The organism is Marinobacter sp. SS21 (assembly GCF_028369065.1).
Classification (GTDB): domain Bacteria; phylum Pseudomonadota; class Gammaproteobacteria; order Pseudomonadales; family Oleiphilaceae; genus Marinobacter.
The window spans coordinates 248,978-272,971 of sequence record NZ_JAQNDA010000004.1 but is presented as its reverse complement, the minus strand read 5'-3'; the positions used below and the strand labels follow the sequence as shown (position 1 = coordinate 272,971).

The 23,994-nt window shown below is 61.0% G+C and carries 25 protein-coding genes and 1 other RNA gene; 5 read left to right on the top strand and 21 right to left on the bottom strand.

The window, feature by feature from the left end; all coding sequences use genetic code 11:
- Window positions 1-63: 63 nt before the first annotated feature.
- The gene (gene fur / locus N6L25_RS07710; protein ID WP_271979224.1) at window positions 64-474 is read right to left on the bottom strand and encodes a ferric iron uptake transcriptional regulator; all 411 of its coding nucleotides are present in this window, start codon (window positions 472-474) and stop codon (window positions 64-66) included.
- A gap of 118 nt (window positions 475-592) precedes the next feature.
- Between fur and N6L25_RS07705 the strand changes: the two genes are divergently transcribed.
- Complete coding sequence (locus N6L25_RS07705) at window positions 593-919, top strand: outer membrane protein assembly factor BamE (RefSeq protein ID WP_271979223.1); 327 nt, start codon at window positions 593-595, stop codon at window positions 917-919.
- A gap of 12 nt (window positions 920-931) precedes the next feature.
- On the opposite strand, the gene N6L25_RS07700 is transcribed toward N6L25_RS07705, so the two are convergent.
- The 3 genes from N6L25_RS07700 to N6L25_RS07690 form a co-directional block, all read right to left on the bottom strand.
- Complete coding sequence (locus tag N6L25_RS07700) at window positions 932-1,210, bottom strand: RnfH family protein (RefSeq protein ID WP_271979222.1); 279 nt, start codon at window positions 1,208-1,210, stop codon at window positions 932-934.
- Entirely contained in the window at window positions 1,207-1,653 is a 447-nt protein-coding gene (locus N6L25_RS07695; protein ID WP_271979221.1) for a type II toxin-antitoxin system RatA family toxin, read from the bottom strand. Before N6L25_RS07695 ends, N6L25_RS07700 begins: the two co-directional genes overlap by 4 nt.
- Before the next feature lie 182 nt (window positions 1,654-1,835).
- Window positions 1,836-3,506, bottom strand: coding sequence for a sodium-dependent transporter (locus N6L25_RS07690; protein WP_271979220.1), 1,671 nt, complete (start codon window positions 3,504-3,506; stop codon window positions 1,836-1,838).
- Between the two features lie 177 nt (window positions 3,507-3,683).
- Between N6L25_RS07690 and smpB the strand changes: the two genes are divergently transcribed.
- The 3 genes from smpB (at window position 3,684) to ssrA (ending at window position 6,239) form a co-directional block, all read left to right on the top strand.
- Window positions 3,684-4,172: an SsrA-binding protein SmpB gene (smpB, locus tag N6L25_RS07685; RefSeq protein ID WP_271979219.1), complete on the top strand. Its 489-nt coding sequence runs from the start codon at window positions 3,684-3,686 to the stop codon at window positions 4,170-4,172.
- Window positions 4,173-4,331: 159 nt separating this feature from the next.
- On the top strand, window positions 4,332-5,750 hold the full coding sequence (locus tag N6L25_RS07680; RefSeq protein WP_271979218.1) for a WS/DGAT/MGAT family O-acyltransferase: 1,419 nt from the start codon (window positions 4,332-4,334) through the stop codon (window positions 5,748-5,750).
- Between the two features lie 121 nt (window positions 5,751-5,871).
- Window positions 5,872-6,239, top strand: a transfer-messenger RNA (tmRNA) gene (gene ssrA / locus N6L25_RS07675).
- Here ssrA and N6L25_RS07670 read toward each other — a convergent pair.
- From N6L25_RS07670 to N6L25_RS07660, 3 genes are read right to left on the bottom strand one after another with little or no spacing between them, the layout of a single operon-like run.
- Entirely contained in the window at window positions 6,190-7,323 is a 1,134-nt protein-coding gene (locus tag N6L25_RS07670; protein ID WP_271979217.1) for a phage integrase, read from the bottom strand. The two genes, ssrA and N6L25_RS07670, sit on opposite strands and share 50 nt — an antisense overlap.
- Complete coding sequence (locus N6L25_RS07665) at window positions 7,320-7,676, bottom strand: HVO_A0114 family putative DNA-binding protein (RefSeq protein ID WP_271979216.1); 357 nt, start codon at window positions 7,674-7,676, stop codon at window positions 7,320-7,322. Before N6L25_RS07665 ends, N6L25_RS07670 begins: the two co-directional genes overlap by 4 nt.
- Window positions 7,673-8,038 carry a toxin-antitoxin system TumE family protein gene (locus N6L25_RS07660; protein ID WP_271979215.1) on the bottom strand — a complete coding sequence of 122 codons (366 nt, stop codon included), beginning with the start codon at window positions 8,036-8,038 and terminating at the stop codon, window positions 7,673-7,675. Before N6L25_RS07660 ends, N6L25_RS07665 begins: the two co-directional genes overlap by 4 nt.
- Before the next feature lie 622 nt (window positions 8,039-8,660).
- On the opposite strand from N6L25_RS07660, the gene N6L25_RS07655 reads away from it, so the two are divergent.
- Complete coding sequence (locus N6L25_RS07655) at window positions 8,661-10,217, top strand: EAL domain-containing protein (RefSeq protein WP_271979214.1); 1,557 nt, start codon at window positions 8,661-8,663, stop codon at window positions 10,215-10,217.
- Window positions 10,218-10,229: 12 nt separating this feature from the next.
- Here the strand turns inward: N6L25_RS07655 and N6L25_RS07650 are convergent, their stop codons facing one another.
- The 14 genes from N6L25_RS07650 to N6L25_RS07585 form a co-directional block, all read right to left on the bottom strand.
- Complete coding sequence (locus tag N6L25_RS07650; RefSeq protein ID WP_271979212.1) at window positions 10,230-11,744, bottom strand: SPOR domain-containing protein; 1,515 nt, start codon at window positions 11,742-11,744, stop codon at window positions 10,230-10,232.
- 431 nt (window positions 11,745-12,175) lie between these two features.
- Entirely contained in the window at window positions 12,176-13,204 is a 1,029-nt protein-coding gene (locus tag N6L25_RS07645) for a sterol desaturase family protein (protein ID WP_271979211.1), read from the bottom strand.
- Window positions 13,205-13,320: 116 nt separating this feature from the next.
- The gene (locus N6L25_RS07640) at window positions 13,321-14,025 is read right to left on the bottom strand and encodes a hypothetical protein (RefSeq protein WP_271979210.1); all 705 of its coding nucleotides are present in this window, start codon (window positions 14,023-14,025) and stop codon (window positions 13,321-13,323) included.
- Window positions 14,026-14,091: 66 nt separating this feature from the next.
- Complete coding sequence (locus N6L25_RS07635) at window positions 14,092-14,763, bottom strand: 2OG-Fe(II) oxygenase (protein WP_271979209.1); 672 nt, start codon at window positions 14,761-14,763, stop codon at window positions 14,092-14,094.
- Between the two features lie 164 nt (window positions 14,764-14,927).
- On the bottom strand, window positions 14,928-15,257 hold the full coding sequence (locus tag N6L25_RS07630) for a hypothetical protein (RefSeq protein ID WP_271979208.1): 330 nt from the start codon (window positions 15,255-15,257) through the stop codon (window positions 14,928-14,930).
- A gap of 267 nt (window positions 15,258-15,524) precedes the next feature.
- Window positions 15,525-15,851, bottom strand: a complete 327-nt coding sequence (locus N6L25_RS07625; protein WP_271979207.1) for a hypothetical protein — start codon at window positions 15,849-15,851, stop codon at window positions 15,525-15,527.
- A 221-nt stretch (window positions 15,852-16,072) separates the two neighbouring features.
- A complete protein-coding gene (locus tag N6L25_RS07620; protein ID WP_271979206.1) occupies window positions 16,073-17,122 on the bottom strand; it encodes an NAD(P)-dependent alcohol dehydrogenase in 1,050 nt (349 codons plus the stop codon).
- Window positions 17,123-17,218: 96 nt separating this feature from the next.
- Window positions 17,219-17,896 carry a hypothetical protein gene (locus N6L25_RS07615; RefSeq protein ID WP_271979205.1) on the bottom strand — a complete coding sequence of 226 codons (678 nt, stop codon included), beginning with the start codon at window positions 17,894-17,896 and terminating at the stop codon, window positions 17,219-17,221.
- A 36-nt stretch (window positions 17,897-17,932) separates the two neighbouring features.
- Window positions 17,933-20,845: a hypothetical protein gene (locus N6L25_RS07610; RefSeq protein WP_271979204.1), complete on the bottom strand. Its 2,913-nt coding sequence runs from the start codon at window positions 20,843-20,845 to the stop codon at window positions 17,933-17,935.
- A 74-nt stretch (window positions 20,846-20,919) separates the two neighbouring features.
- Complete coding sequence (locus N6L25_RS07605) at window positions 20,920-21,879, bottom strand: AgmX/PglI C-terminal domain-containing protein (protein WP_271979203.1); 960 nt, start codon at window positions 21,877-21,879, stop codon at window positions 20,920-20,922.
- A 13-nt stretch (window positions 21,880-21,892) separates the two neighbouring features.
- Window positions 21,893-22,399 (bottom strand): ExbD/TolR family protein, encoded by a 507-nt coding sequence (locus tag N6L25_RS07600; RefSeq protein WP_271979202.1) that lies wholly within the window; start codon window positions 22,397-22,399, stop codon window positions 21,893-21,895.
- The gene (locus N6L25_RS07595) at window positions 22,396-22,920 is read right to left on the bottom strand and encodes an ExbD/TolR family protein (protein ID WP_271979201.1); all 525 of its coding nucleotides are present in this window, start codon (window positions 22,918-22,920) and stop codon (window positions 22,396-22,398) included. The genes N6L25_RS07600 and N6L25_RS07595 overlap by 4 nt, the downstream gene beginning before the upstream one ends.
- A 20-nt stretch (window positions 22,921-22,940) precedes the next feature.
- A complete protein-coding gene (locus tag N6L25_RS07590; RefSeq protein ID WP_334312389.1) occupies window positions 22,941-23,606 on the bottom strand; it encodes a MotA/TolQ/ExbB proton channel family protein in 666 nt (221 codons plus the stop codon).
- Window positions 23,607-23,657: 51 nt separating this feature from the next.
- Window positions 23,658-23,987 carry a hypothetical protein gene (locus N6L25_RS07585; protein WP_271979200.1) on the bottom strand — a complete coding sequence of 110 codons (330 nt, stop codon included), beginning with the start codon at window positions 23,985-23,987 and terminating at the stop codon, window positions 23,658-23,660.
- Between the last annotated feature and the right edge of the window lie 7 nt (window positions 23,988-23,994).

Here is a 23,994-nt window from a genome sequence, read left to right as displayed (position 1 = left end):
TTGCTGGCTTGCGGGGTTTGCTGACGCGAGTTTTATCTGCCGCGAACCCGGCTCACGGGAGCCTCAAGACTTGAGGGGTTTGACGTACAACGTCAGGCTGTGGTCTACAATTTCGAAGCCGTGCTCTTCGGCAATTTTCTGTTGACGTTCTTCGATCACGGGATCGCAAAACTCGATCACCTCACCGGTCTGAGTGCAAACCATGTGATCGTGATGCTCGTCGGTGGCCATCTCAAACACCGCGTGACCACCTTCAAAGTTATGCCGCAGCACCAGGCCGGCAGCCTCGAACTGAGTCAACACCCGATACACCGTCGCCAGCCCCACATCGTCGCCCTGCTCCAGCAGTTTCTTGTACACATCCTCGGCGCTAAGATGGTGCTCTTCCGAGCTTTCCAGAATGCTGAGGATTTTCACCCGCGGCAACGTGACTTTCAGGCCGACCTTGCGCAATTCGGTATTTTCAGATGACATCTTGCTATTCGCTCTTTGGTGTACTTCCGGCTTCCGGTATGATGAAGCCGCATTCAATCGATTGATCCGCGTCACCCTGCCCCGGCAGGCGCTTCACGATAGAGGAATCCCCCCACCGATGCAAAAGCTCGCGGCACTTGTACTGGCACTGTCCCTGGCCGGTTGCGTTTTCCCCGGCGTCTACAAGATAAACGTTCAGCAGGGCAGTATTCTGTCCCAGGCAGAGCTGGATCAACTCAGCGCGGGCATGACCCGACGCCAGGTTCATTCCGTTCTCGGCTCACCCTCGGTGATCAATCCCACCGACAATGCCCGCGAGCACTATATCTATACGTTTCAGCGCCGCGGCGAGGACATCGAGCAGCAACGGATCACCGTAGTTTACGACAATGGCCACTACAGCCATTACGAGGCGGAACTACTGCCCGAAACCCCCGCCTACTGACCCGCTCTGACATTACTTCTTCTTGGCCCGATTCAGTCGGGCCTGTTTGGGATCGATCTTCAGCGGCCGGTACAATTCGATCCGGTCGCCCTCTCGAACCAACTCCGTTTTCGGCGACTTGATCACCTTGCCGAAAATCCCCATGTCGGTTGCTTCCGGATCGATCTCCGGAAATACTTCGATGATGCCAGACCGCAACACCGCGTCGAACGCGGTTGTCTCCGGCGGTACCGAGACAGTGAGAATCTCCTGCTTTTCCGGCGTCGCGTAAGCCACTTCCACTTCGATCATACCCGCTGCCCCCGATACACCTCGTCTGCCCGACGGCAGAACGCATCCACCATGGTATTGGCCGCCTGGCTGAACGCCGTGCCGAACGTCATCCGTGCCAGCGACCCGGAAAATTCAAATTCCAACTTCAGGATCACCTTGCAAGCATTGACGTCCAGCGCCTGAAACCGCCAATGACCGCACAAATCGCGAAACGGCCCGTCCACCAACGTCATATCAATGGTCTCCGGCGCAGTCAGCTGGTTACGCGTGGTCAGGCGGTGGCGCACGCCACCCTTGGCCACGTCCAGCGACGCCATGATCTCAGCATCGGACTGTTCATGGATCTCGGCACCGGCACACCAGGGAAGAAAGTCCGGGTAGCGGGTCACGTCATTTACGAGCTGAAACATCCGCTCGGCGGAATGCAAGACCAGCGCGGTTTTTTCAATCTGGTGTGGCATGGGAACGGGACTTCCTGATACACAACGAGGGTTCAACAGACGCTTGCTTTTCACCGCTCCTGACGACGGCTCATCAGGCCCGGCATAAAGCCAGGGAGCCGCTGAATAATTCCTGAACCGTCTCTGCGCGCCCCTCGGGGCATGCAGAACCAACGGCGATCCACGAGTTATTCAGCGGCGACCTAGGCGCTATGATAAAGGATTTCCGGAGCACTTTGGTTATCTTTCTTATCGACACCCTGTCCGGGCGGCGCTGGCGCCGACTCCTTGTCGCTCTCTTCACCCCCTTCACCCTCTTCAGTCTCTACGCCCCGCTGAGGCGGCTCCTCGTCCGCTGCCCCCGGTTCCGGCGGCGACACCTGCGGGTCGATATCGCTGGGCGCTGCCTCCGGCAGCCGTTCGCTTTCGCCCATTCGCGACGGAAGCGCATGGATGGGCCGGCACAGGTCCGCTTCCCGGTCGTTGCCGCACAGGTCCTGCAGCGAGTCGACGCTGTAATTGACGCCGATATAGGCCACCACCAGGGGCAGCACCAGACGCATCACCCAGAACCAGATCCGGCCGATCAGCCAGGGTGCCCGCCCGATCAGCCCAAACGCCACCGGCCGGCTCAATGCCCAGCCGACAAACAGCGCCAGCAGAATACTGACCAGCGGAATCAGCAGACCGCTGACAATGAGCTCAAGCCATCGAAATACCGTACCGCCAATAACGGTTTTGTCGGCCCAGATATTGAAGGAAAACAGTGACGCCAGGCCCGCCAGCCACACCAAGGTCGCCATCACCAGCACCGTCGCCACCCGCGGTGAACCCATCCACTCCTGGCACCAGCCGACCACGGACTCAAGCAGCGCGACCGAGGTGGTCCAGGCCACCAGCACCACCATCAAAAACAGGGCAGCGATCACAAACTGACTGCCGGGCAGGTCCGCCAGGCTCAGCGGCAACGCCATGAACAGCAGTCCAAAGCCCTGCTCGCCCGCGCCCGGGGCACGAGCGAAAACCAGCGCATAGATCAACAGGCCAGCGATGATGGCGAACAGGGTATCCATCAGCACCACCCCGAAGACCGACCGCTTCAGAGGCGTCTGATTAGGCATGTAGGCACCGAAGATGACCCATACCCCCATGCCCAGCCCCAGAGTAAAGAAGGCGTGGAACAGCGCCGCCTGCAGACTGTCCCAGGTGAGGTTCTCGCGCCGGAATACCAACAGGTAGTCCACCGCCCGGCCCAACTGGCCGTATTCGGCGCCATACAACAGCAACCCCAGCAGCAGCACAAACAGCCCCGGCACCGCGCGCCGGAAAGCGCGCTCCAGGCCCACCACGACCCCCTGAACCGAAATCCATACCACCAACAACAGGAAGAAGGCATGCCAGCCCATGAACAGGCGGTAGTTGTTGCGATCGGCCACCAGGCCAGAGAGCAGCTCTGCGGCCCTGAGCTCGTCTGCGCCGTTGAATCGGCCCAGGGCGCCATGGAAGATGTAGGCCAGCGCGATGGCGCCGATCACTGCGGTGAACGACAGCACCACAAACGCCGACACGATACTCAGCCGGCCCAGCCAGACCCACCATCGCGACAGCCGCCCCTGGCGTACAAACCCGTCCATCGCCAAGACGATGCCATGGCGAGACTGGCGACCGAGGGCCGATTCGGTGAGCATCAACGGCAACGTTACGAGCAGCAGACAGGCCAGGTAGAGCAAGATAAACAGGCCCCCGCCGTGCTGCCCGGCGAGATAGGGAAACTGCCACAGATTACTGAGCCCCACGGTGGCGCCGGTGGCGGCCCAAAAAAACGTTGAGCGGCGGGTCCACGAGCCGATGGCGGTTTCGTATGGAGTAGGCATTCCGTACCCTGTCTGACGTTGGATCGTCATTGTAACCAATCCAACGGCAAACACACCTCTGAGGTTCCGGCGAACGCCGAAATCGTGACCGAACGGGCACTCCTGAGCTACAATGCGCGCTCCATCGGCGGGCAAACGCTTCCGACTGCCACCGCAACCCTCGGACCCAAGGCCTACATGAGCAAGAGCAATAAAAAGACCGGCAACACCAGCAGCACCATTGCCCTCAACAAGAAAGCCAAGCACGAATATCATATCGAGGAACGCTTCGAAGCGGGCCTGGCCCTGCTCGGCTGGGAGGTCAAATCACTGCGCGCAGGCAAAGGCCAGCTTACCGATGCCTACGTGTTGCTCAAGGACGGAGAGGCCTGGCTGCTGGGCGCCCACATCATGCCGCTGAACACCGCATCCACCCATGTAATAGCCGACCCGACCCGCACCCGCAAGCTGTTGCTGCACGCCAAGGAGATCGCCCGACTGGTGGGCCAGGTCAATCAGACCGGTCATACCTGTATCCCGCTCGCGCTGTACTGGAAACAAAACCGGGTGAAGTGCGAAATCGCGCTGGTGAAGGGCAAGAAACTTTTCGACAAACGGGCAACCGAGAAAGAACGGGACTGGGACCGGCAAAAACAACGGATTATGAGGGACGCTAGCAGTTCCTAACAAAAGTTAACTTAGATAGCAATTGCAACGACTTTCCACCTTCGATTTCCCGTCCTATACTCGTTAGCTCATTGGGTGGTAGCGAGCACTTTTTCGGTCGTACCTGCATCGGATTTTCCGTCGCTTCACCTCTGACTCACGGACAAGAGGGAGGGATGCATGAAACCTTCAACCACACCGATGTCGGCCGTCGACCGCTCCTGGCTAAGAATGGAAAGCGTCGAAAACCCCATGATGATTTCGGCGGTGCTGAGCTTCGACCAGGCCATACCCATCAACCGCCTGAAGCGGGTACTCTCGGAACGCTTCCTGTGTTTTAGCCGCTTCCGCCAGCGCGTGGTGCAGCGGGGCGAGCGCAGTTACTGGGAAGACGATCCTTTATTCGACCTCGACAACCACATCCACCCCATCGCCCTACCCGGCAAGGGCACACTGCAAGACCTGCAGAGCCTCGTCAGCGACGTCAACAGCACCCCCCTGGATTTCAACCGGCCGCTCTGGCAGCTGCATTACATTGATCACTACAACGGCGGTTGCGCCCTACTGGTCCGCATCCACCACTGCATTGCCGACGGCATTTCCCTGGTTCGCGTGCTGCTGTCCCTGACCGACAGCACCCCGGACGCCAAGGTCCACAAGATTTCCCCGCTGCGCTCTTATAATCCGGCACGGCCCTCCCGCCTGGCCCGGACGTGGCAACGGATTCGCAGCAGCGGCGAGGTGGCCGTCGACCAGTCCCGTCTGTTTCTGCAATCACTGCGGGAAGAAAAAGGTTACCCGATCAAACTGGCCCACACCGCCAGCAACATCGCCATCGACTGCCTGAAACTCGGGTTGGCAAAGGACGAACCGCCGACCAGCCTGAAAAACCCGCTCAGCGGTCGCAAGCGGGTGGCCTGGGCCACGCCGCTGGATCTGGCCGACGTCAAACGTTGCGCCCAGGCGTTGAATGGCACCATCAATGACGTCTTGCTCAGCGTCGCCACCGGCGCCATTCACCAGCATTTTGTCGAGGCCCGGGAACCCATCCCCGATTGCGGCATCCGGGTGGCGGTGCCGTTCAACCTTCGACCGCTGAACCAGCCCATCGAAAAGCTGGGCAATAAATTCGGCCTGGTACTGGTTTCCCTGCCGGTTGACGTACACTGCCCAATCATGAGGTTCCGCCAGACTCAGGAGAACATGAACCGGCTCAAACGCTCCTACCAGGCCCAGGTGACCTATAGCCTGCTGGATCTGTTCGGCCGCGGCCCGGACATTCTCGAACGCCGTGCCCTGAACATGCTCAGCCATAAGGCATCCGCCGTCCTCACCAACGTGCCCGGCCCCAAGGAGCCAGTCTACCTGGCCGGGGCTCGCCTGATGCAACCGATGTTCTGGGTCCCCCAGAGCGGCGACATCGGGATCGGCATGAGCATCTTCAGCTACGCCGGCACGGTGCAGTTCGGTATCAGCGTGGACAAGAGCATCCGCGCGGACCCCCAGGCGATCATGAGCTATTTCCACGAACACTTTGGCAAGCTCGCCGAGCTTGCCGGGCAGGAAGAGGGACTTCAATCCAGCCTGGCCGCCAGCTAACCGACAACCCTGAACCAAGGCGATGCAGCGTAACAACCGCATCGCCTTGGCCCTCAGCCCCCGAAATAAACCATTCTTCCCTTGAAGTTCGCCAGACAGCCCACATATACTTCTCTTGTAAGGGGACGACATGGCTTCGACGCTGGTGGCGAACCCTTGGGTGCATGTCGAGATGGCAGCCAATCTCGTAAATCCAAAGCTGCAATTTAATAGTCGCAAACGACGAAAACTACGCACTGGCGGCCTAAGGGCCTGCCAGTCGTCCTGGCTGAGATGCCTATAACTCAGTAGCAACATCCCAGGACGTCATCGCTAATAGGATGCTCCGTTAATCAGATCTCACTGGCTAGCGGCTAAGATTTAAAGAGATCGCCTCTTACACCCTGACCTTCGGGTCGTTTGAGGTTAAATCAATAGAAGGATGCTAAACATGTAGAGCTCAAGGCAGAGTGCTGGCGGACGCGGGTTCGATCCCCGCCGTCTCCACCATCTTGCAAGAACCGGAAGCCCCTGATTCGTCAGGGGTTTTCGCGTTTTCAGGGGTGTCCAATTCTTCCGAAATGCCCAACTTGTGTCCAATGACGGCCAGCGGGTTGTATTTGGTGGCGTCTTCCAGGTGGTCCGGAGCCAGGTGCGCATAGCGCATGGTCATGGTGATGGAGGCGTGGCCGAGGATGCGCTGGAGGGTGAGGATGTTGCCGCCCTGCATCATGAAGTAACTGGCGAAGGTGTGGCGCAGCACGTGGGCCTGCTGGCCGGCCGGCAGCTCGATGTCGGTTTTCTCCAGGGCGCGGCGAAAGGCGCTGATGGTGCTGGTACCGAAACTGCCGTGTTCCTGCAGGTGGGCCAGGATCTCCCGCTCCAGGGCCGGGGCGATCGGCACCGCCCGGTTGCTGCCGGACTTGGTGTCGGTGAAGTAGACCCGGCCGTTACGCACGTTCCGCGCCGTCAGCCCTTCCGCCTCGCTCCAGCGGGCGCCGGTGGCCAGCGAGATCCGGGTAACCAGGTGGACGTGTTTATTTTTTGAAGTCGATTTGATGGTGTCGAGCAGCTGCTGGATCTCGTCCTCAAGGAGATAGGCCAGCTCCCGCTCGCGGATGCGGATCGGCCGCACCTTGCCGATCGGGCTGGAGTAGTCGATCAGGTCGTTACGCGCCAGCTCGTTGAACATCGAGCCGAAGTAGCCCTGCAGGCTGTTCAGGGTCTTGGGCTGGGCGCCCTTCTTGGCCTTCTTGTCGCGCCAGTGCAGGAAATCCGCCGGCTTCAGATCCCGGGCCGGCATATCCCCCAGTTCCGCGGCCATCGCCTCCAGGGTGCGCTTGCGGCGTTCGCCGTCGCGCAGGTGCTGGCCGTGGACCTGGTACCAGAGCGTAACCAGGTCTGACAGGGTGCGGCGGTCCAGGGGCTTGGGGTTCCAGGGCGCGTCTGGCTCCTGGATGGCCTGGGTGGTGGCCCAGGCCTCGAAGCGCAGCGCCTCGTTCTTGTTGTCGAAGCGCTTACGGATGCGCTTGCCGTAGGCGGACCCCGGCCGGATGTCCACCAGGTAGCGGCCGTTGGCCAGCTTCTTGATCAAACCGCGATCTGCACCTGGATATCGGACGCCTTGGCCACCGGCCGCACCATCCGATTGTGCTTCTCCAGGCCCACGATGCCGTAGCGCGCCATGTTCTTCAGGGTGCGGCTGACGTTGTTGGGCTCCCGCCCGGCCATCTTCGCCAGCGCGGCGATGGAATCCGGGTGGCGCTCGCGAATCAGCTTGAGCAGCCGCAGGTTCTTATCATCCAGCAAGCCGCCCAGCACCTTCATGGACGCCACCCACACCTTGGGCGCGTCCGGGTCCATCTTGCGCTTGCCAGCGACGACATCCAGCGTCATGGCGCGGTAATCCTCGCTGGACATGATGCCGATTTTCAGGGGTTCCATCATTCACCCTCCATTCCCATGCAGCGCCAGGCTGCCTTGTAAAAGTCGTCGAGCAGTGTTTGGGCGTCGGTGTAGTGGTAGGGCCTCACCTTGCCCTTGGGGCCTTCCTGGTGCACATGATCAAACTCGGTGGCCCGGCCCCGGTGCCCGGACTTGCCCACCTTGACGCTGTGGGCGTTGTCCATGCCGTAGATCCGTTCACCGCTGCTGTCATGCACCGTCAGGCTGTAACTGATGCCGTGGGGGCGCTCCGGTGTCGGGTCGACTCGCTTGACCTCAAACTTCAGCAGGTAGCCTTCCTTGGGAGCGAACATCTGGCCATCGAGGGCCAGCAGGTTTTCAAGTCCTGGATCTTCCTCTACCACTGCGATTCCTTACCTATCACTGAGTGATACTATACGCTTAATGTGAAGCCGTGAGCAAGCAACTAGAACTTAATCGAAGTAACCAACATGCCCAGCGCGAATGAAACGCCCGAGAATCCCATGAAGTAGATAAAGTCACCCCGCGCATACACCCTTTTCGCGGCGCTGTAGCCGGTAAGATAGCCGCGCTTGTATACCTCAAACGCAGCTTCTACCTGACTATGATCACTCTTGACCAGGTGATCCTGAGTTACCGTTGCTCTGGACAATTTTCAGCTCCTTGCGGTCAGTTCTGGAGCCGCCAATATACCCCATGCCAACCGCTGCAATGTGTGATACCAGCATTAAGGCATAGCTGTACTGTTCTTTCCAAACCAGGATCAGAGCCAGAGCGGCCTTGCAGGGTGAAGGTCTGAAGGCCGGCACTCGTTCGCCGGGAAGCTCCGGATGATTTAGAGGCCGGCGGACATCGGCAGCATGATGCTCTCCCCGCTAACCGGCGACAGAGGCCCAGCAGCCGGATCTGATCTACACTCAACCCACAGTCTGCCATTTCAGACCTTTACTACGCGCGCCACCCGCGACCCCGATGTAGGGCGGCGTACGGGGAGCACTTCAGGCCATGCCGCAACGTTCTCCCGCTGTTCAAGGCAGTGACCTCTTGCTCGCCCTGGTTGCCGGGGCCGTGGGCTTCATCGCCTTTGCGCTCATTGCTGTGAAGCTGTTGTCGTCCTACGTGCTGGACGAGGAGGAACAAAGTGCCCTGCGCCTGCTGGAGACGGTGGAGCAGGCCATCGTGGAAGGTGATGCAATCCTGGATCGGATGAATGCCCTGAACCGGGAGGAATGCACCGAGGAGCTGCTCACGCTGATGCGCAAGGAGCTGTTCCTGGCCAGCCACATCAACGAAATCGGTTTCGTCACGGACGACCACCTGATCTGCTCCACCAGCCTGAACCAACTGGACACGCCGTATCGCCAACAGCCCTGGGATTTCATCGACAAGGCCGGTAACCGGCTTTGGACCCAGGCCAGTCTGGTGCTGTTCGACGAACAGATCAGCGCCCCCATGGCCCAGAGAGGCAACTTCAATGTCGTGTTCGATTCCAACCGGGTCCGCAACCTGATCACGCCGCCGTTTCGCTGGCAGCTGGTGTTCGTGCCCGCTGCTGGCGGCTACCAGCATACCGATGGTCAGGATGGCCTCTATCGCGGTCTCGGCGAGGCGCGGACGGCGGCCACGCTCTCAACTCATTATGCGGAGGCCTGCAGCGCGCGTTACGCCTATTGCGCCGTCATAGAGGCCGACAACCTGACCCTGCTGGCCCGCAACATCGCCTTCCCGCTGTTGCTGGTGGTGGCCGGCACCGGCCTCGGTTTTGGAGTAACCGGGATGACGTTCCTGGGTCTGCAACGCCGCTTTTCCCTCGCCAACCGGGTGCGGCGCGGGTTGACCAGCGATCACTTCTACCCGGTGTACCAACCGGTGATTGACCTCCACAGCCAGCGGATAGGCGGTTGCGAAGTACTGGCCCGATTCCGGGACTCCCACGGCGAACTCCTTCCTCACGAGTTCGTTCCCGAAATCTATCGCCAGCAACGCAGCTGGCAATTTACCGTGCAGATGGTAGGCAAGGCACTGCGGGAGCTCGCCAGCCACATCGCCATCCCGGACAGCTTTAAGGTCAACATCAACCTGTATCCGGGCGATATCTCCTCGGGCGAAGTGCGCAAGCTCTCGATCATGCCCTGGATCACGGAAACCCGGCTGAAGCTGGCCTTCGAAATCACCGAAGACCAGCAGCTGGATTCGGAGACTTCCAAGGAGAGCCTGGACTGGCTGCGACAGAAGGGCTTCGAGATCGCCATCGATGATTTCGGCACCGGCTACTCAAACTTCTCGGAAGTTCGGGATTTGAACTGTACCGCCCTCAAGATCGACAAGAGCTTCATCACCGACATCGAGCACGGCGGCGTCCGCACCACCATTGTACCGCTGGTCATCAAGATCGCACGGGAGCTGGATTTGGCGGTGATCGTCGAAGGCATCGAGAATGCCGAGCAGGCCGCAATCGTCAAGGCGATGGGTGCCGACTATGGCCAGGGCTGGCACTACGGCAAGCCCATGACCAGCGCCGAGCTGGAGCAACTGCTGGTGACCAGCACCCTCACCTTGTAGCCGGCAGCCCGGTTACCGGACCGAAGACTGCTGAATCGACGACAGCGTGCGAATCCAGGGTCCGTTTCGCTGCAAGTGCGATGGCAACGCCTTCAGTGCCGCCTGAGCGTCGTCGAAGCGGGCGAAATCGCCGTAGAACAGGTTGTACCAGCTCCGTCCGCGATACTCGCTTTGGGTTTGTGACAGCGGATGCTGACCCAGAGCGTCGGCGTGTTGATTGCTGAAGGCCACCAGTGAGCCTTCTCGGTAGGCCCCTAACAGCTGGATGCTGTAATGGCTGGGGTTGCGACCGGCAACCCAGCGGGCGTTTTCGATGGTGAGCACAGGCGTGGCCGATGGTTCCGCATCCGCCGGGCCATAGACGCTCAATTCCAGCGCCGCCACCTTGTTGGCGATAGCCTCGAGGCTTTCGCTGGCGTCGGCGGCCTGCAGCTCGGCGCTCAGGCTGCCGATCTGGGCCTCCAGAGCGGTCATTTGGTCGCCGAGATCCACCACGACGCCGGCGGTGGTATCCGCCACCTGAACGCGGCTTTCCAGCTCGCCCACCTGGTTCTCGATGCCGGCCATCTGGCGTTCGATATCACCGGCCTGGTTTTCAATCCCGCTCACCCCGGCCTGCAATTGCTCGAATTCTGCCGAGGGCGCCAGTTCCAGGTAAGTCAGCACGGCGGCGAACAGCACCACCACCGCGGCGCCGACCCAGGCGAACCTCCGGTGCTGGTGGCGGTTGTCCTGATGCTGCTCGGCGACGGTCGCCTCCAGCCCGGTAAGCGCCTCGCCCTGGCCGTCGGCCTGATCCTGCAGCCGCTCGAGATGGCCCGCCATCGTCTGCTGCTGGCTCTGGTGTTCCTGCTGCGTCGCAGCCAATGCCTGGCGCTCGCGCTTGCCCTGTTCCAGGCCGCGCGCGGTTTCCTCGGCGAGGGCTACCAACTCCTGCCCCAGCCGCTCGTCCTGGCTCACCAACTGGTCCAGCTGGCGCTGGGTGTCCGCCGCCAGATCCTGGATCTTGTCGCTGAGGCGAGCATGCGAATCGTCCAACCCGGCCTTGAGCGCACCGATGTCGTTCTGATGGGCGTGCAACTGGTCATCCACACCGGCGAGCCGGCCGGTCAGCTCCGCCACGGTGGTCTTCAGGCGTTGATCCAACGCCGCAACCCGTTCGACCTGCTCGGCCGAGGCTTGGTCCATCAACCCCAGAACCCGTTCGATTTCGCTGGTCACCAGCGCGGTCTGGGATTTGACGTCGCCCATGACCCCCTTCAGCGCCTGCTGGGAGCGGGCAAATGCCTCCACCAGGAACTGGACCTGGCCTTCCACCTCATCGATCTTGGCATTGATATCATGGGCGAAACGCCGCTCGGCGGTGTCCTCGCTCAACGCTACCAGCACACCCGCGCTGTCGTTGCTCTCTTCCACCACAGTCTCCACCAGGGGCGGCTCGGCCTGCGTGGACGCCTCGTCGGTAAGGAGCGGCGGCTGGCCCAGCTCCTCTTCGCTCTTACTCGGTTGCCGGTCTTGATTCGACATGACTGTTTCCTTCCCTATGTAACATTGAGGTCTGCCCTCCGCCCGGGTCCCCACGAGCGTCGTCCCCGGGGCGACAGCCTTCCGGAGGCCTGGGGCAGTTGCTGTTCCTGTCTGATTTCACATATCCGAATTGGCTTCAACTACGCAGCAAGTCCCGAGCCAGGAGCTTACGCTCCGGATATGAAAGCCCTGCAACACCCCTGTTCCGCGCCCTGCGAAACCATCCCGACACCAACTGAAAGCGCGTCGGAATAGGCCCGAGGTACACCGGACAGGACCGTTTTGGAGCATGTTAAAGGCGCTATAGGTGCAGGCCCGCCCAACCTGCGGGGTGCATGGTCGCCGGGATGGCGGTTGACGTCTACGGCCACGCGGGCCACCTTGGCGAAGAATCGCGGAAGTGAGGCCAATCAGGCCACTCGACACCGGCCTCAGCCGGCCGGGTCGGCTTTACGTCCGATGGCGGTCAGGGCGCGCCAGAGCTTGCGCCCGGTGGCCTGGAAGGGGGTGAACACCAGGCTGTGCAGACTCTGGTATTTTCGGTTCTCGGCGTCCCCTACCCCGAAGTTGATGGTTTCCGGCTTGTAGCGGGTGACGTAAAGGGTGCCGAACATCCAGTCCCAGACGGAGAGATTGGTGCCGAAGTTCTTGTTGAAGTGCTTGGGCGCGTCGCTGTGATGGACCTGATGCTGGGCTGGACTGTTGATGATGTGTTCAATCCGGGGCCCAAAGGACAGCCAGATGTGACTGTGCCGCAGGTTGGCAGCCAGGGTATTGAAGATGAACACCAGATAGGTGACGCCGAACAGCTTATAACGGCTAACTTCGCCGCCACACAGGTAATAGAAGGTACCGGCGTAGAGGCCGATCAGTACGGCATCGGCCAGGCGCTCAACGATCTTCTCGACGAAATGGATGCGGCTGGCAGTGGCCGGCACCAGCACTGCGGCGGAGTGGTGGACCTTGTGGAACTCCCACAACCAGCGGGAATGAAACAGGCGGTGCACCCAGTAATGGGCAAAGTCCCCCACCAGGAAAACACCCAGCCCATACAGCAGCATCAGCCCCAGGTCTTCCCCCAGCCGGGGCCGCTCGCCCCACAGCTGGGTAAAGAAGCCGACCCAGTCACCGGTGCTGAAGAGGTAAGGATCGACGATGGCCACCACCGGCAGCACACACACCACCTTGAGTATGGCTCGCAGGAAGTAGTACTGGTAATCCACCAGCGCCGAACGATGGAAGTGTACCCGGTTGCCGCCGAGGAATTGCCAGTAGCTGGTGGCGTGGGTGGTGCCGTCCTGTTTGCGGCGCAGGTACAGGCCCAGCGCGACCAGATAGGAAATGGTCAGGAACAACACGCCAAAGCGGCCGTTCAGGTCGAAGATGCCCCAGAAGGTTTTGCTGACCGGCTCGATGACGGCGGTATCCAGTACCGCGAATAGTTCAACCATCAAGCCCATGAGCCACATCCAACGCTGCGAAAAACCAGTATCGGACCTGCCGGTCCGGTCACAAAAGCGCCAGTTTAAATAAAAATGGCTCGCGTTACCATTGCCCAACCGCCGCCGGCAGCGGGCTAACCGGGCCGCTCGCCCACCCCCAAATGGGCCCGAAAATCACTGCGCCGCCACAGCATCGCCACCCACAGGGCATGGATATTGAGCAGCAGGGCAAAGGTCCACTCGAAAGCGTCGTCGATGTCGTCGAAGGTCACCGGAATCACCGCCTGCAAGATCACCGACAGGATACCCACCGCCAGCGTCAGCTGGCACAGCGACACCAGTCGCCGGCCCGATTGCCGCCAGTCCGGTAGCGAACGCAGCTGGCCGCTGAGCAGGAGCTGGGCGATGAAGGTCAGTGAGAAGTACAGAATCACGCCAACTCGGCGAAGCGCGAAGTAGGTATCGCCAATATGCCCGAGTACCGAGGTGTAGATGACCAGCCCGAGACAGGCGCCGAATCCGAGCCAGGCCAGCCAGGCCACACCCGCACCTTGGGCGCCGAGTTGCCGCAGCCAGCGGCCATTGAGCAGCCAGAACAGGGCGCCAACCACCGCCGCCGGCATCATCGCACCCTTGAAAATAAAATAGGAGGCGCCGTAACGGCCGGTACGACTGATGCTGGTGCACGGCTCCCAGTAGGGCACGCACCAGGGCACGTGGCCCTCCAGCGCGGAGACCAGGTAGGTGGTATGAGTGGTGAGCAAGGGGATCAACGCGGCCGCCAGCGCCAACCACCAGAGCGGGAGACGGACGGACGGCGCGACCGAGTGCCTGTCCATGATGACGCCTGGGCGTGCCGAATCTACTCCCAGTGTAGTGCCGATGACGTCATCGTGCAGGCGGCCTCAGCTGGGCGGATCGACGCGTCCGGCGTGGGAGGTGTTGACTCGGTACCAGCCGGCAATGGAATAGCGGTCGCGGGCCGCCGGCAACACCTCGTGGGGGAAGTCCTCACTGAGAAACGCCACCACGGTGCCAAACCCTGGCGTCACCCGAGTGGATTGCAAACCATCGTCCCCGGTATACAACACCAGCTCCCCACCATCATCCGGCTGCCAGCCGGGGTTGAGGTAGGCCACCAGCGACAACGTCCGGTTGGCTTCGCCCTTGAAGGCATCCAGGTGTTTCTTATAGAAATCACCGGGGGCGTAATGGGCAAAGTGACTCTCGAACGAAAACAGTCCCAGCAGCAGGCGGCGGTTCAGGTAGGTCTGCAGTTCGCTGGCCCAGGCCAGCCAACGGCGACAGGGCTCGTCTTCACCGGTAATCCAGCAGATCTCGTCACTGCGAACAAAGTTGTTGAGCATGCGGTCCCGGTCCCGGCCAATGCCGGCCGGATCGAACGCCCGATTCGACAGCCCCTGCAGGTAGTGCCACAGCGACTCCGCCAGATCCTGGGGCAAGGCATTGACGTTGATGCTGTACCCGGTGGCCCGCAAATCGTTAGCAATGGTTTCGTACAGATGAGTGCGACTGCCCTCACCGTCGTCGCAGCGCGCGGCTTGTATAGCTGTCATGGCAAACCAACCTCCCCTGACCGGAAGCGCCTGGCGACCGGGTGGTCCTGGACGCCCGCAGCCGCGGGCGCTATCAGCCGTTAAATAAGCCGATTCGGGTTGGCTGGCAAGTATTATTTTGCGGAGTTAGGAAAAAGAGCACTCATGGCGCCCTTAAACCCGATTCAGTCCAGATCATCCAGGGTCAGCACCAGATCATCCTTGGCGATGTCCATCTCCCAGATGGTGTAGGTGTCACCATCCTCGTCCTCGGCCCGAATATCGAAAATCGAGGATTTTTGCTTACGCACCGTGACCCGCACCGTTTCGCCATCCTCCAGGATGTCCTCGCCCAGAACGTCCTCTTCCCAGCTGTCACTGCGGGCATTACTGACGTAGAGGTAATAGATGTCGTAGCCGGTGTTGTTGGTGACTTCCACATAACCGTCAAAGGCCGAGGCAGTGGAACTGAACAACGCCATTACCGCTACAAATACCATCAGTTTCTTGAACATTACGATCTCCTTCAGGGGGCGACAGAGATAGACGATCCCTGCCACCCTGTTTTGCGTCCGGCGCCCAGCGAGCTAGGAAGCCTGGCCGTCGAACGGCGGGGGACGGAACACGACGGTGTCATCCCAATTCCTCGCCAGAATAGACATGGTCGATGACAGGGTTCAATCCGCGCCCCGAACATTTCTAATTATTTTACAAACTGGCGAGGTGTTGGCGCCAAGGGACGGGAGGGAGACCGCCGGCGAGGCGGCCTCCAGCCCGCGCTCTTAGTCGAGATTGTCCAGAGTCAGCACCAGGTCGTCGGTGGCGATGTCCAGATCCCAGACGGTGTAGGTATCGCCGTCTTCATCTTCGGCACGGATGTCGAAGATCGAGGACTTTTCCTTGCGAACGGTCACCCGGATGGTCTCACCGTCTTCCAGAATGCTGTCGCCCAGCTCGTCCTTGCCCCAGGTTTCCTTCTTGGCGTGGCTGACGTAGAGATAGTAGATGTCGTAGCCGGTGTTGTTGGTGACATCCACATAGCCGTCGAAGGCAGCGGCAGCGGAGCTGAACAGGAACAGCACCGAGAACAGCGCCAATACTTTTTTCATGACATAAGTCTCCATTTATGCGGCGGTTAAGAGAATCCCTCTGAGCCGAAAACTAAACGCCTTGCCCCAGGCACGGATGCCCGGGGCCTGCCGGAGGTAGTGCATGGGTCCGGCGGTCAAGGCGGCATTGGCGCGGCCCCGACGGTGCGGCAGCGGTCACCGTATGAACGGTTCGTCCCGATGATAATAAGATGACGTGAAGGTAATCAAGCTCCAACCCCTCACTCCAGGGTGGCCATGTCGATCACGAAGCGGTATTTGACGTCACCGCGCTTCATTCGTTCGTAGGCTTGGTTGATGTTGCGGATGTCCAGCATTTCAATGTCACAGCTGATGCCGTGCTCGGCACAAAAATCCAGCACCTCCTGGGTTTCCGGCATGCCGCCGATCAGCGAACCGGCGATCACCCGCCGCTTGGCCACCAGTTGACCGGCATGTACCGCCGGCTCGATGGGCTCCAGCAGCCCCACCAGGATGTGGGTGCCGTCCACCTTCAGCGTGGCCAGGTAGGGGTTGAGGTCATGGGCCACCGGAATGGTATCGAGCAGGAAATCGAAACGCTCGCGCACCGCCTTCATCTGCTCCCGATCGGTGGAGATGACGACATGATCGGCGCCCTGCTTTCTGGCCTCGGCCACCTTCGCCTCGGAGCGGGTAAACAGGGTAACTTCGGCCCCCAGGGCCTTGGCGAACTTGACCCCCATGTGACCCAGCCCACCCATACCGAGCACACCCACCTTGTCACCGGCCTTGACTCCGAAATGACGCAACGGCGAGTAGGTGGTGATGCCGGCACACAGGATCGGTGCCGCGGTTGCCGGATCGAGCCTATCGGGAATAGAGACCACGAAGCGCTCGCTGACCAGGATGCGCTCGGAATATCCGCCCAGGGTGATGCTGCCGTCGTAGCGGTCCTTGCCGTTGTAGGTGCCGGTCATGCCCTCGCTGCAGTACTGTTCCAGGCCGGCCTCGCAGGCCGAACAGGCCCGACAGGAATCCACCATGCAGCCAACACCGACCACGTCGCCAACTCGGAAGCGGGTAACATCACTGCCAACGGCGGTGACCCGGCCGACAATTTCATGACCCGGGACCAAGGGGTAGACGGTGCGCCCCCAATCGTTGTCTACGGTATGGATATCGGAGTGACAGACACCGCAGTAATCGATCTCGATGGCAACGTCATCGGGACGGGGTTCACGGCGCTGGAACTGGAAGGGTGCCAGCTCAGCACCGGCAGTCTGGGCGGCATAGGCTTTGGTCTGGGTCATCCTGCATCCTCATGATTAGGTAGGGGGGAATCACGCCCACCAATGGTGGACGAGTCGATCACTATACCCTAACACGGGATGGGCCAACGGCGTCGGTCAGCGGCCGAACCAACGTTGCTTGGCGGCGTCGTAGGCCTCCGGAGTGATGACCCCGGCCTCCGACAGTCGCCGCATCTCGGCGACCGCCAGTGGAATCCGCTCACGCCCCGGAGGCAACGAGCGCTGGGCCACCGCGATGCTGTCGGAGAGTTCGTGCAGAAACACCTCCACCCTGGCCTTGTCGGGCAAACGGGCATCCACGGCGAACACCGGAATGTCGGTGTTCAATGCCTGGAATTCAAAGTAATGCCGGCGCATGCGCCAGGCATGGGCCATCATGGTCATGCCAAGCGCGACCGGCAACCATGCCCACACCGATCTAAGGGGCAACAGCGCCAGCAGGCAAAACGGCAGCACAACGAGAACCAAGGCCAGGATCCAGATACCGGGGTGGAACTGCCGGACCTCCCGCGGCGTTGGCTCGACAAAGGTCAGGTCAATGAACTGTTCCCGCGCAGCCCGCCGCGCCGACTCGGTTCTGATTGCCAGGTAGTGGCGATTGAAGCGTTTGAACAGAATGCTGAATCGCCGCCGGGCATCGGTCTGGCGAAACTTGCGGTCGATTACCCAGTCCTCGCGGTCCGGTATCCCCCAACCTTTGCGCTCCAGCTCGAACGCCGGCAGCGCCAGGCTGTCCAGATTGATCACATTGGCGGAAGTGAGCGCCGTAGTCATGATGCGAAATCCTCAGCTAGGGCCGTGCCCCGCCCCCTAGGGGGACGGGAACACGAACTTTTCAGGATCGTTGTAGTAATGGCCACCGGCATCCAGCCATTCCGCCAGCAACCGCAGTTCTGCGTCCGTCAGCAAGCCCTGGTGAGTCAGCTTGGCCGCCGCGTGGTCGGTGGTTTCCACCTCATAGGCATCGTCATCCGGGTCCTGGTCGAACAGGCTGAAGAAGCGGGCACTGGCGATGGCGCCCCGGCCACTCATCAACCGGCGACTGAAGCAGACGCCGGGGTCCGGCAGCACGGTCATATCGCCCTGGACGCCATCCGGACAGGCGCCGTCCGCTTCCGGGTCCTCCACTTCCACCCACTCCCCGTTTTCCTGCTTCATGTAATAGTCAGGCTCGAACAACTCGACGTAGGACTCGGTCTGGCGGTCATCCCAGGAGGCCGGGTTACCGCCCAGCAACAACCCGGTACTGGCACCGCCACCGCCGCCGGCGCTCTTGCACACCGCCTGCTCAGCCGCCCGGTGGCAGCCTTGGCAGGATACGGTGTTGCCGGAGCTGGGTTCGACGCGACAGGCATTCCAGATCGGCTGGATGTGCTCCTGGTAATTGATCGTCGCCCGGCAATCGGGGCGCCAGTCGGTCAGACAGCTGGCGTCGGTGACCGGCGCCGGCGTGGTGAGGTCGGCGTAGGGGATACTGAACGCCAGGCCGTCGTCGGGGGGATTGCCCCAGAAGTCCTCGAACGCCAGGTTGTCCGCCCAGGTGGTGGGCAGGTAACCCAAGGACTCGGTCAGTGCCTGGGCCATGGAGTCTTTCCAGTTCAGGGCCACAATCGTGGGGTTGGCGTTGGGAAACGGCATACCGTCACCCGGGGCGCCGGGGTTGGCCGAGGCCAGTTCGACGTCGGTACGGGCGTGGGGAATGTCGATCTCGGGGTCGTGACAGCCATAGCATTTCACCACCTCGCCCTCTTCCAGCTTAAGCTGGTTGGGGTGCTGGATCAGGTAGTTGTAGTTAAAGTTGTCATCCACAATCAGCTCTACCCGCTTGCCCCGCTTGTTGACCACCTCGAAGGTGAAATCGGTCTCCGAAGGCACCTTCACCATGGCCGAGCCATCGGGCTCCACCATGGCGTAAGCGATGGTGTCGTACAGACCACGGGGGCCGGAACCTAGCATTGGGGTCAGGCCCAGCGGCGGCCGCGGCCCCGATTCCGGGTTGAGGATCGGATCGGTCAGGATCGCCTGCTCCAGCTCCGCCGGCATGGCTCGCTTGCCCAGTACCCGGATGAACCGCTCGGCACGGTCGTCAGGATGGGTCTGGCTGGGATCCCGCAGGGTCACGATGCCGCCGTAAGGCTCGGCCATATCCGCACCGTCCAGGTCATAGACGCTGCGAAGGTGGAACAGCGCGGTGTTGTCTTCCAGATCCAGGTTATGCAGATTGCCGGTGTAGGGTCGGGCCTGATCGTTGTAGTTGCCGATCACCACGTCGGTGTACAGGGCGTTTTCATGGCCGCGAACCACCGGCAGACGGGTGTTGTTGGTCGGATCCATCATCCACACGCCGTATTGGGGTGCCCCCAGGTTATCGACCGTGGAAGCCCCCTCACAGGCGTCATAGACCTCGCCGGCCACAGTCAGGCACTGCGCCCAGCTCGCCAGCATCCGGCCACTGCCGTCACCATAGGGCGCCACCGAGCTGTACCAACCCGAAGGCGATACCTGATTGGGATAGAAGTTCACCAGCCCCGGGGTCATGGATTCCTCGGCCTCGCCCACCACGGTTTCGTCCACCGGATAGTCCACCGCGAAGAAGTTCGCGCTGTTGACCTTGACCACATCCCCGCCGTAGATCGGGTTGTAGATGTGCCGCATGATGGTGACCAGGTTGCCATCCGGCAGCGGAATCGGGTCCATGTAATGGATGAAGGAGGCGTCGCTGAACTCTTCGCTCAGGCTGCCAAAGTAGCGGTGCATATTGGCGCCGTTGGGGGTGATTCGGTACATGGCGAGCACGTCTTCCACGAACACCCGTTCCTCGGCCGTGCCACCTTCCAGGGAGGCGCCGCACTTGTCCTCCTCGGTCCAGTCTTTCGGTTCTTCCAGGCCAGGCGGGAAACCATTGCCATTGCCCTGACCGTAACCACCACCATGGGGGTGCTGGTTGAAGTTGGGGTCGTCGATGTGCTCCAGGGCACAGTCTTCCAGGGTCTCATAGATGCGGCCGAAGCGGATGAAGACGATCTGACCGTCGTTCATGGTGCTGGGCTCGATGTCGTGAAACTCCCCAAAGGTAATCTGGGCCAGATTGTCGCCACTGCGGTCCACGGTATGCAGCAGGGAGGCCGGTTCACCGAAATCTTCCAGATACTCCCGCAGATCCAGCAGGCGCCAGTCGCCGCGCCCGGTCTGACGATCGGACGAGAACACGATGCGGCCCTCGTTGGTGTAGGCCGGGTTGGTATCGTTCCCCAGGTTGGCCTGGTCGTCATCGGTAAAGACCCGCCGGATGCCGCCGCTGGTGAACGAATACTCGTAGATGTTCCAGCTGTGATGGGACGGATCCGTGGCCGGGCCATGAGCGGCAAACACCAGGTGCTCACCGTCCGGGGACACATCCAGATCCTTGACGTCGTACTGGCTGCTGCCGAAGTACGGCGTCAAAATGTCTTTTTCGGAGGTATTGAGGGCAATGCGGTCCCGCACCATCAACTTTGCCCCCGGCCGGAAGGCAAGCGGTGCCCGCGGGTCCAGCGGCGGCCGCACATTCACGCTTGAGGTATCGCCCATTTCGGGATAGTCCCTGACCACATAGGCAAAGGGCCTGTCCACCGACATGCTCTGTTCATTATCACTGCGCTGGCCCTCAAAACAGCCGGTCAGCCCCAGCAACGCCATACCCGCCAGCCCGAAGCCGGCCCACTGCGTCCACATTGTGCTCATGACATACCTCCAACAACTCTGCGACACGAGTCACTGCAGCCGCCACCATCCCTGGTTTGGCAGCTGCCGATTCCTCAGCCGGGGAGAAAATCGAACTTATAGTTAACCGGTGTCGCGGCCACGTCCTCGGCCCCGAAGTTGATCATTTGAATCCGCGCCATCAACTTGAACTCCAGTGACTGATCGCCCAGTTCGCTGTCCACCAGCTTGATCTCGGAAATGCTGCCATTGGGCTGGATCACGATGTGGAACACGAACTTGCCCTTGAGTCCCGCATCGCTGCGCAGTGCCCGGTTGTACAGGGCGTAGATGGCACCCTTGTGCTGCTCGAATACCCGCCGGATGGATTCCATATCCCGGCCACCGGCCACGGTGGAACGATGGGAACCTCCACCATTGCCCTGCCCCGAGGCGCCGCCACCGGAGCCACCGGTGCCGCCCCCGATGGGACTGTCCACCGCGGTGGAGGAATGGCCGGCCAATTGGGTGCCCGAACCGCTGTCGTTCATCACCGAGCTGCTCACACCACCGCTGGTGGCGGTGGCTGAGGTGTTACCCAGTACATTGCGCGCCGCACGGGCGGCCGAACCGGCATTCACGTTGGTGTTGCGGGCCTGCAGCTGTGCCACATTGAGCGAGCTTCGCAGCGACGACAGTTCGCTGGAGAAGGCCGCCACGCCCATATTGGCCACTTTCTCACGGGCAGCCTGGACCTCACGGCGAGGCGCAGGTTCCGGTTTGGCTTCCGGCTTCGGAGCTTCCGCGGTCTCCTGCTGCTGTGGCTCCGGCTCGGGTGGCGGCGGTGGTGGTGGAGCCACCCGGCGCTGCTCAATCAACACCTTGGCCAAGGCCGGCGGCACCCGCTCCTCTTCGGCGCGATCGATCTCCGGCAGTGGCAGCCAAGGAAAAACCAGGGCGAACAACAGAAACAGCAGCAGTAGCCGTTTCAGTATTCGCTTGTAACGGCTGTCCTCGTCCTGGCTCGATTCCCAGGGCAGGACAAACTCGTACGGTGTCGTTGCTAATGTTGTCATTCCAACTCCCCTACTACGCGCCGCTGCTGGAGGCGACCCTGGAAACGGCCAGGGAGAGATCGCGATAGTTCGATTTCGCACAGGTGAGCATCACCCGCTTGAGAATCTCGTACGGAATCTCCTGGTCTCCCAGAATCGTCACCGAACGACCCAGGGCCTTTTCTTCTTCCGACAGTTCGGTGCGCTTGGACGCCAGGAACTGCAGCTCTTCGGTCAGGCCGTCGATCAGGCCGTTGCCGTTGACCACATCCACCATGGACGCCACCGGACGACCATCCACCAGGATGTCCTCATCGGTGATCAACACCGTGATGGTCTCTTTTGGCTGCGCCTGGGCGGTGGAATCCGGCAGGGTGATGTCATTGTTCACCTTGAGGATTTCGTTGGCACCGGAGTTCAGCAGCAGGAAGAACACCAGGATGGTGAAGATGTCCATCAGCGAGACCAGGTTCAGCTTGGCCGGCTTCATCAGGTGCTTGTGGTTGCCCTGCAAGCTAAACGACATGGGTTTCAGGCTCATGAGTCACCTCGCTTGCCGGGGGCGTCGCCAAGGGATATTTCCGGGAACAGCTCCACCTCCACCGCATCCGCGACCACCACCGTCTTTGCCGCACGCAAGGTGTCCATGGTGCTGACCAGCGACTGGTAGGACACGCCGGCTTCGGACAGCAACAGGGCATCGCGCTTGTCGATGGACTTCGCCACCAGCTGGCGCTTGATCTCCTGCAGCACCTTGGACAGCGTCGCGTAGTCGTGCAGATCGCTGCGGCCGTCTTCGTCAAGGTTGGCGATGGTCTTCACCAGGTTGCCACTGGGGTAATAGACTTCGATCGCCGACTCCCGCACCACCACCTCCAGCTGCCGGTTCTGCTCCGCACTGGCGGTCTGGGCCCCGGTCAAATCCGGCAGGTTAAGTTCGAGAATGGCAATGTGATTGAACACCATGCTCATCAGCAGCACCGGAACCAGCACGATCATGAGGTTCATGAACGCGGTGATGTCGATGTCGCCTTCTTCCAGTTCTCTTCGTTTTGCAAACATCGCTAGCCACCCTTTACCGGTTAGGCGTCGGTCTCGCGGGTCAGGACCGCCGCGCGGTTGCCACGAACGATGGAGTTCAGGAACTTCACGCCCGCCATTTCAATGCTCTCGACGATTTCCAGGGTCTTGTTCTGGAGCAGGGAGTGAATCAGCAGCAGCGGAATGGCCGCGATCAGACCGAAGGCCGTGGTGTTCATCGCCACCGAAATGGACTGGGACAGCAAGGTGGCCTTGTCGGCCGGGTCGGCGTTGGCGACCGCAGTGAAGGCCGCAATCAGACCGATGATGGTCCCCAGCAGGCCCAGCAGGGTGGACACATTGGCGAGGATGGACAGGTAGTTGGTGCGCTTGGACAGGCGGGGAATGGATTCCATCACCCCTTCCTGCATGGCCGCGTGGATATCGTCACGACGGGGGGACGAGCGCATGGTGTCCAGCGCCACCGACATCAGGCGACCGATGGCGGAGCCGTTGTCCTGAGCCACCTTCTCCGCCTGTTCGTACTGTTTCTTGCTGACCAGCGGCAGCAGCTCCCCGTAGGCACTCTTGTTGGCCACCAGGGCACGCTTCAGAAAGATCCAGCGCTCGGCCGCAATGGCCAGCCCAATCAGCAGCACCAGAGCGATGGGGTACATAAACGCACCGCCTTCCTGGAAGAAAGAAACAATAGTTGAATACACAGTCATGATCGTCACCCCACAGCGTGGCTAGTCTTTTCGTTCATTGAGTTATGGAAGTTACTGGCCAGAGCCCCCCATGGGCTCCTCCAGCTGCAGTTCGTTGTAAAACTGCATGGTTCTTGCGTGGACATCCCGGTCCACCACGTCAAACACCTTGCCCGACACCGAAGTGATCGAGCGGTAGAGCTTTCCCGGTCCTTCCGGTGGCTTCCAGGGGATGAAGTAACTCACCGACGGCTGTTCCTTGTCCCCTACGAAGGTACTTTCCAGGTCAATATTGCCCTGAGCTAAATTGTCCTGGCCGAAAGCCAGGGAACCGTTGGTTAGGGACAACAGTCCCCCGACCGCGACCGCCAATAACGGCTTGCGCAGCGTCTGAATCGTCATTTGGAAT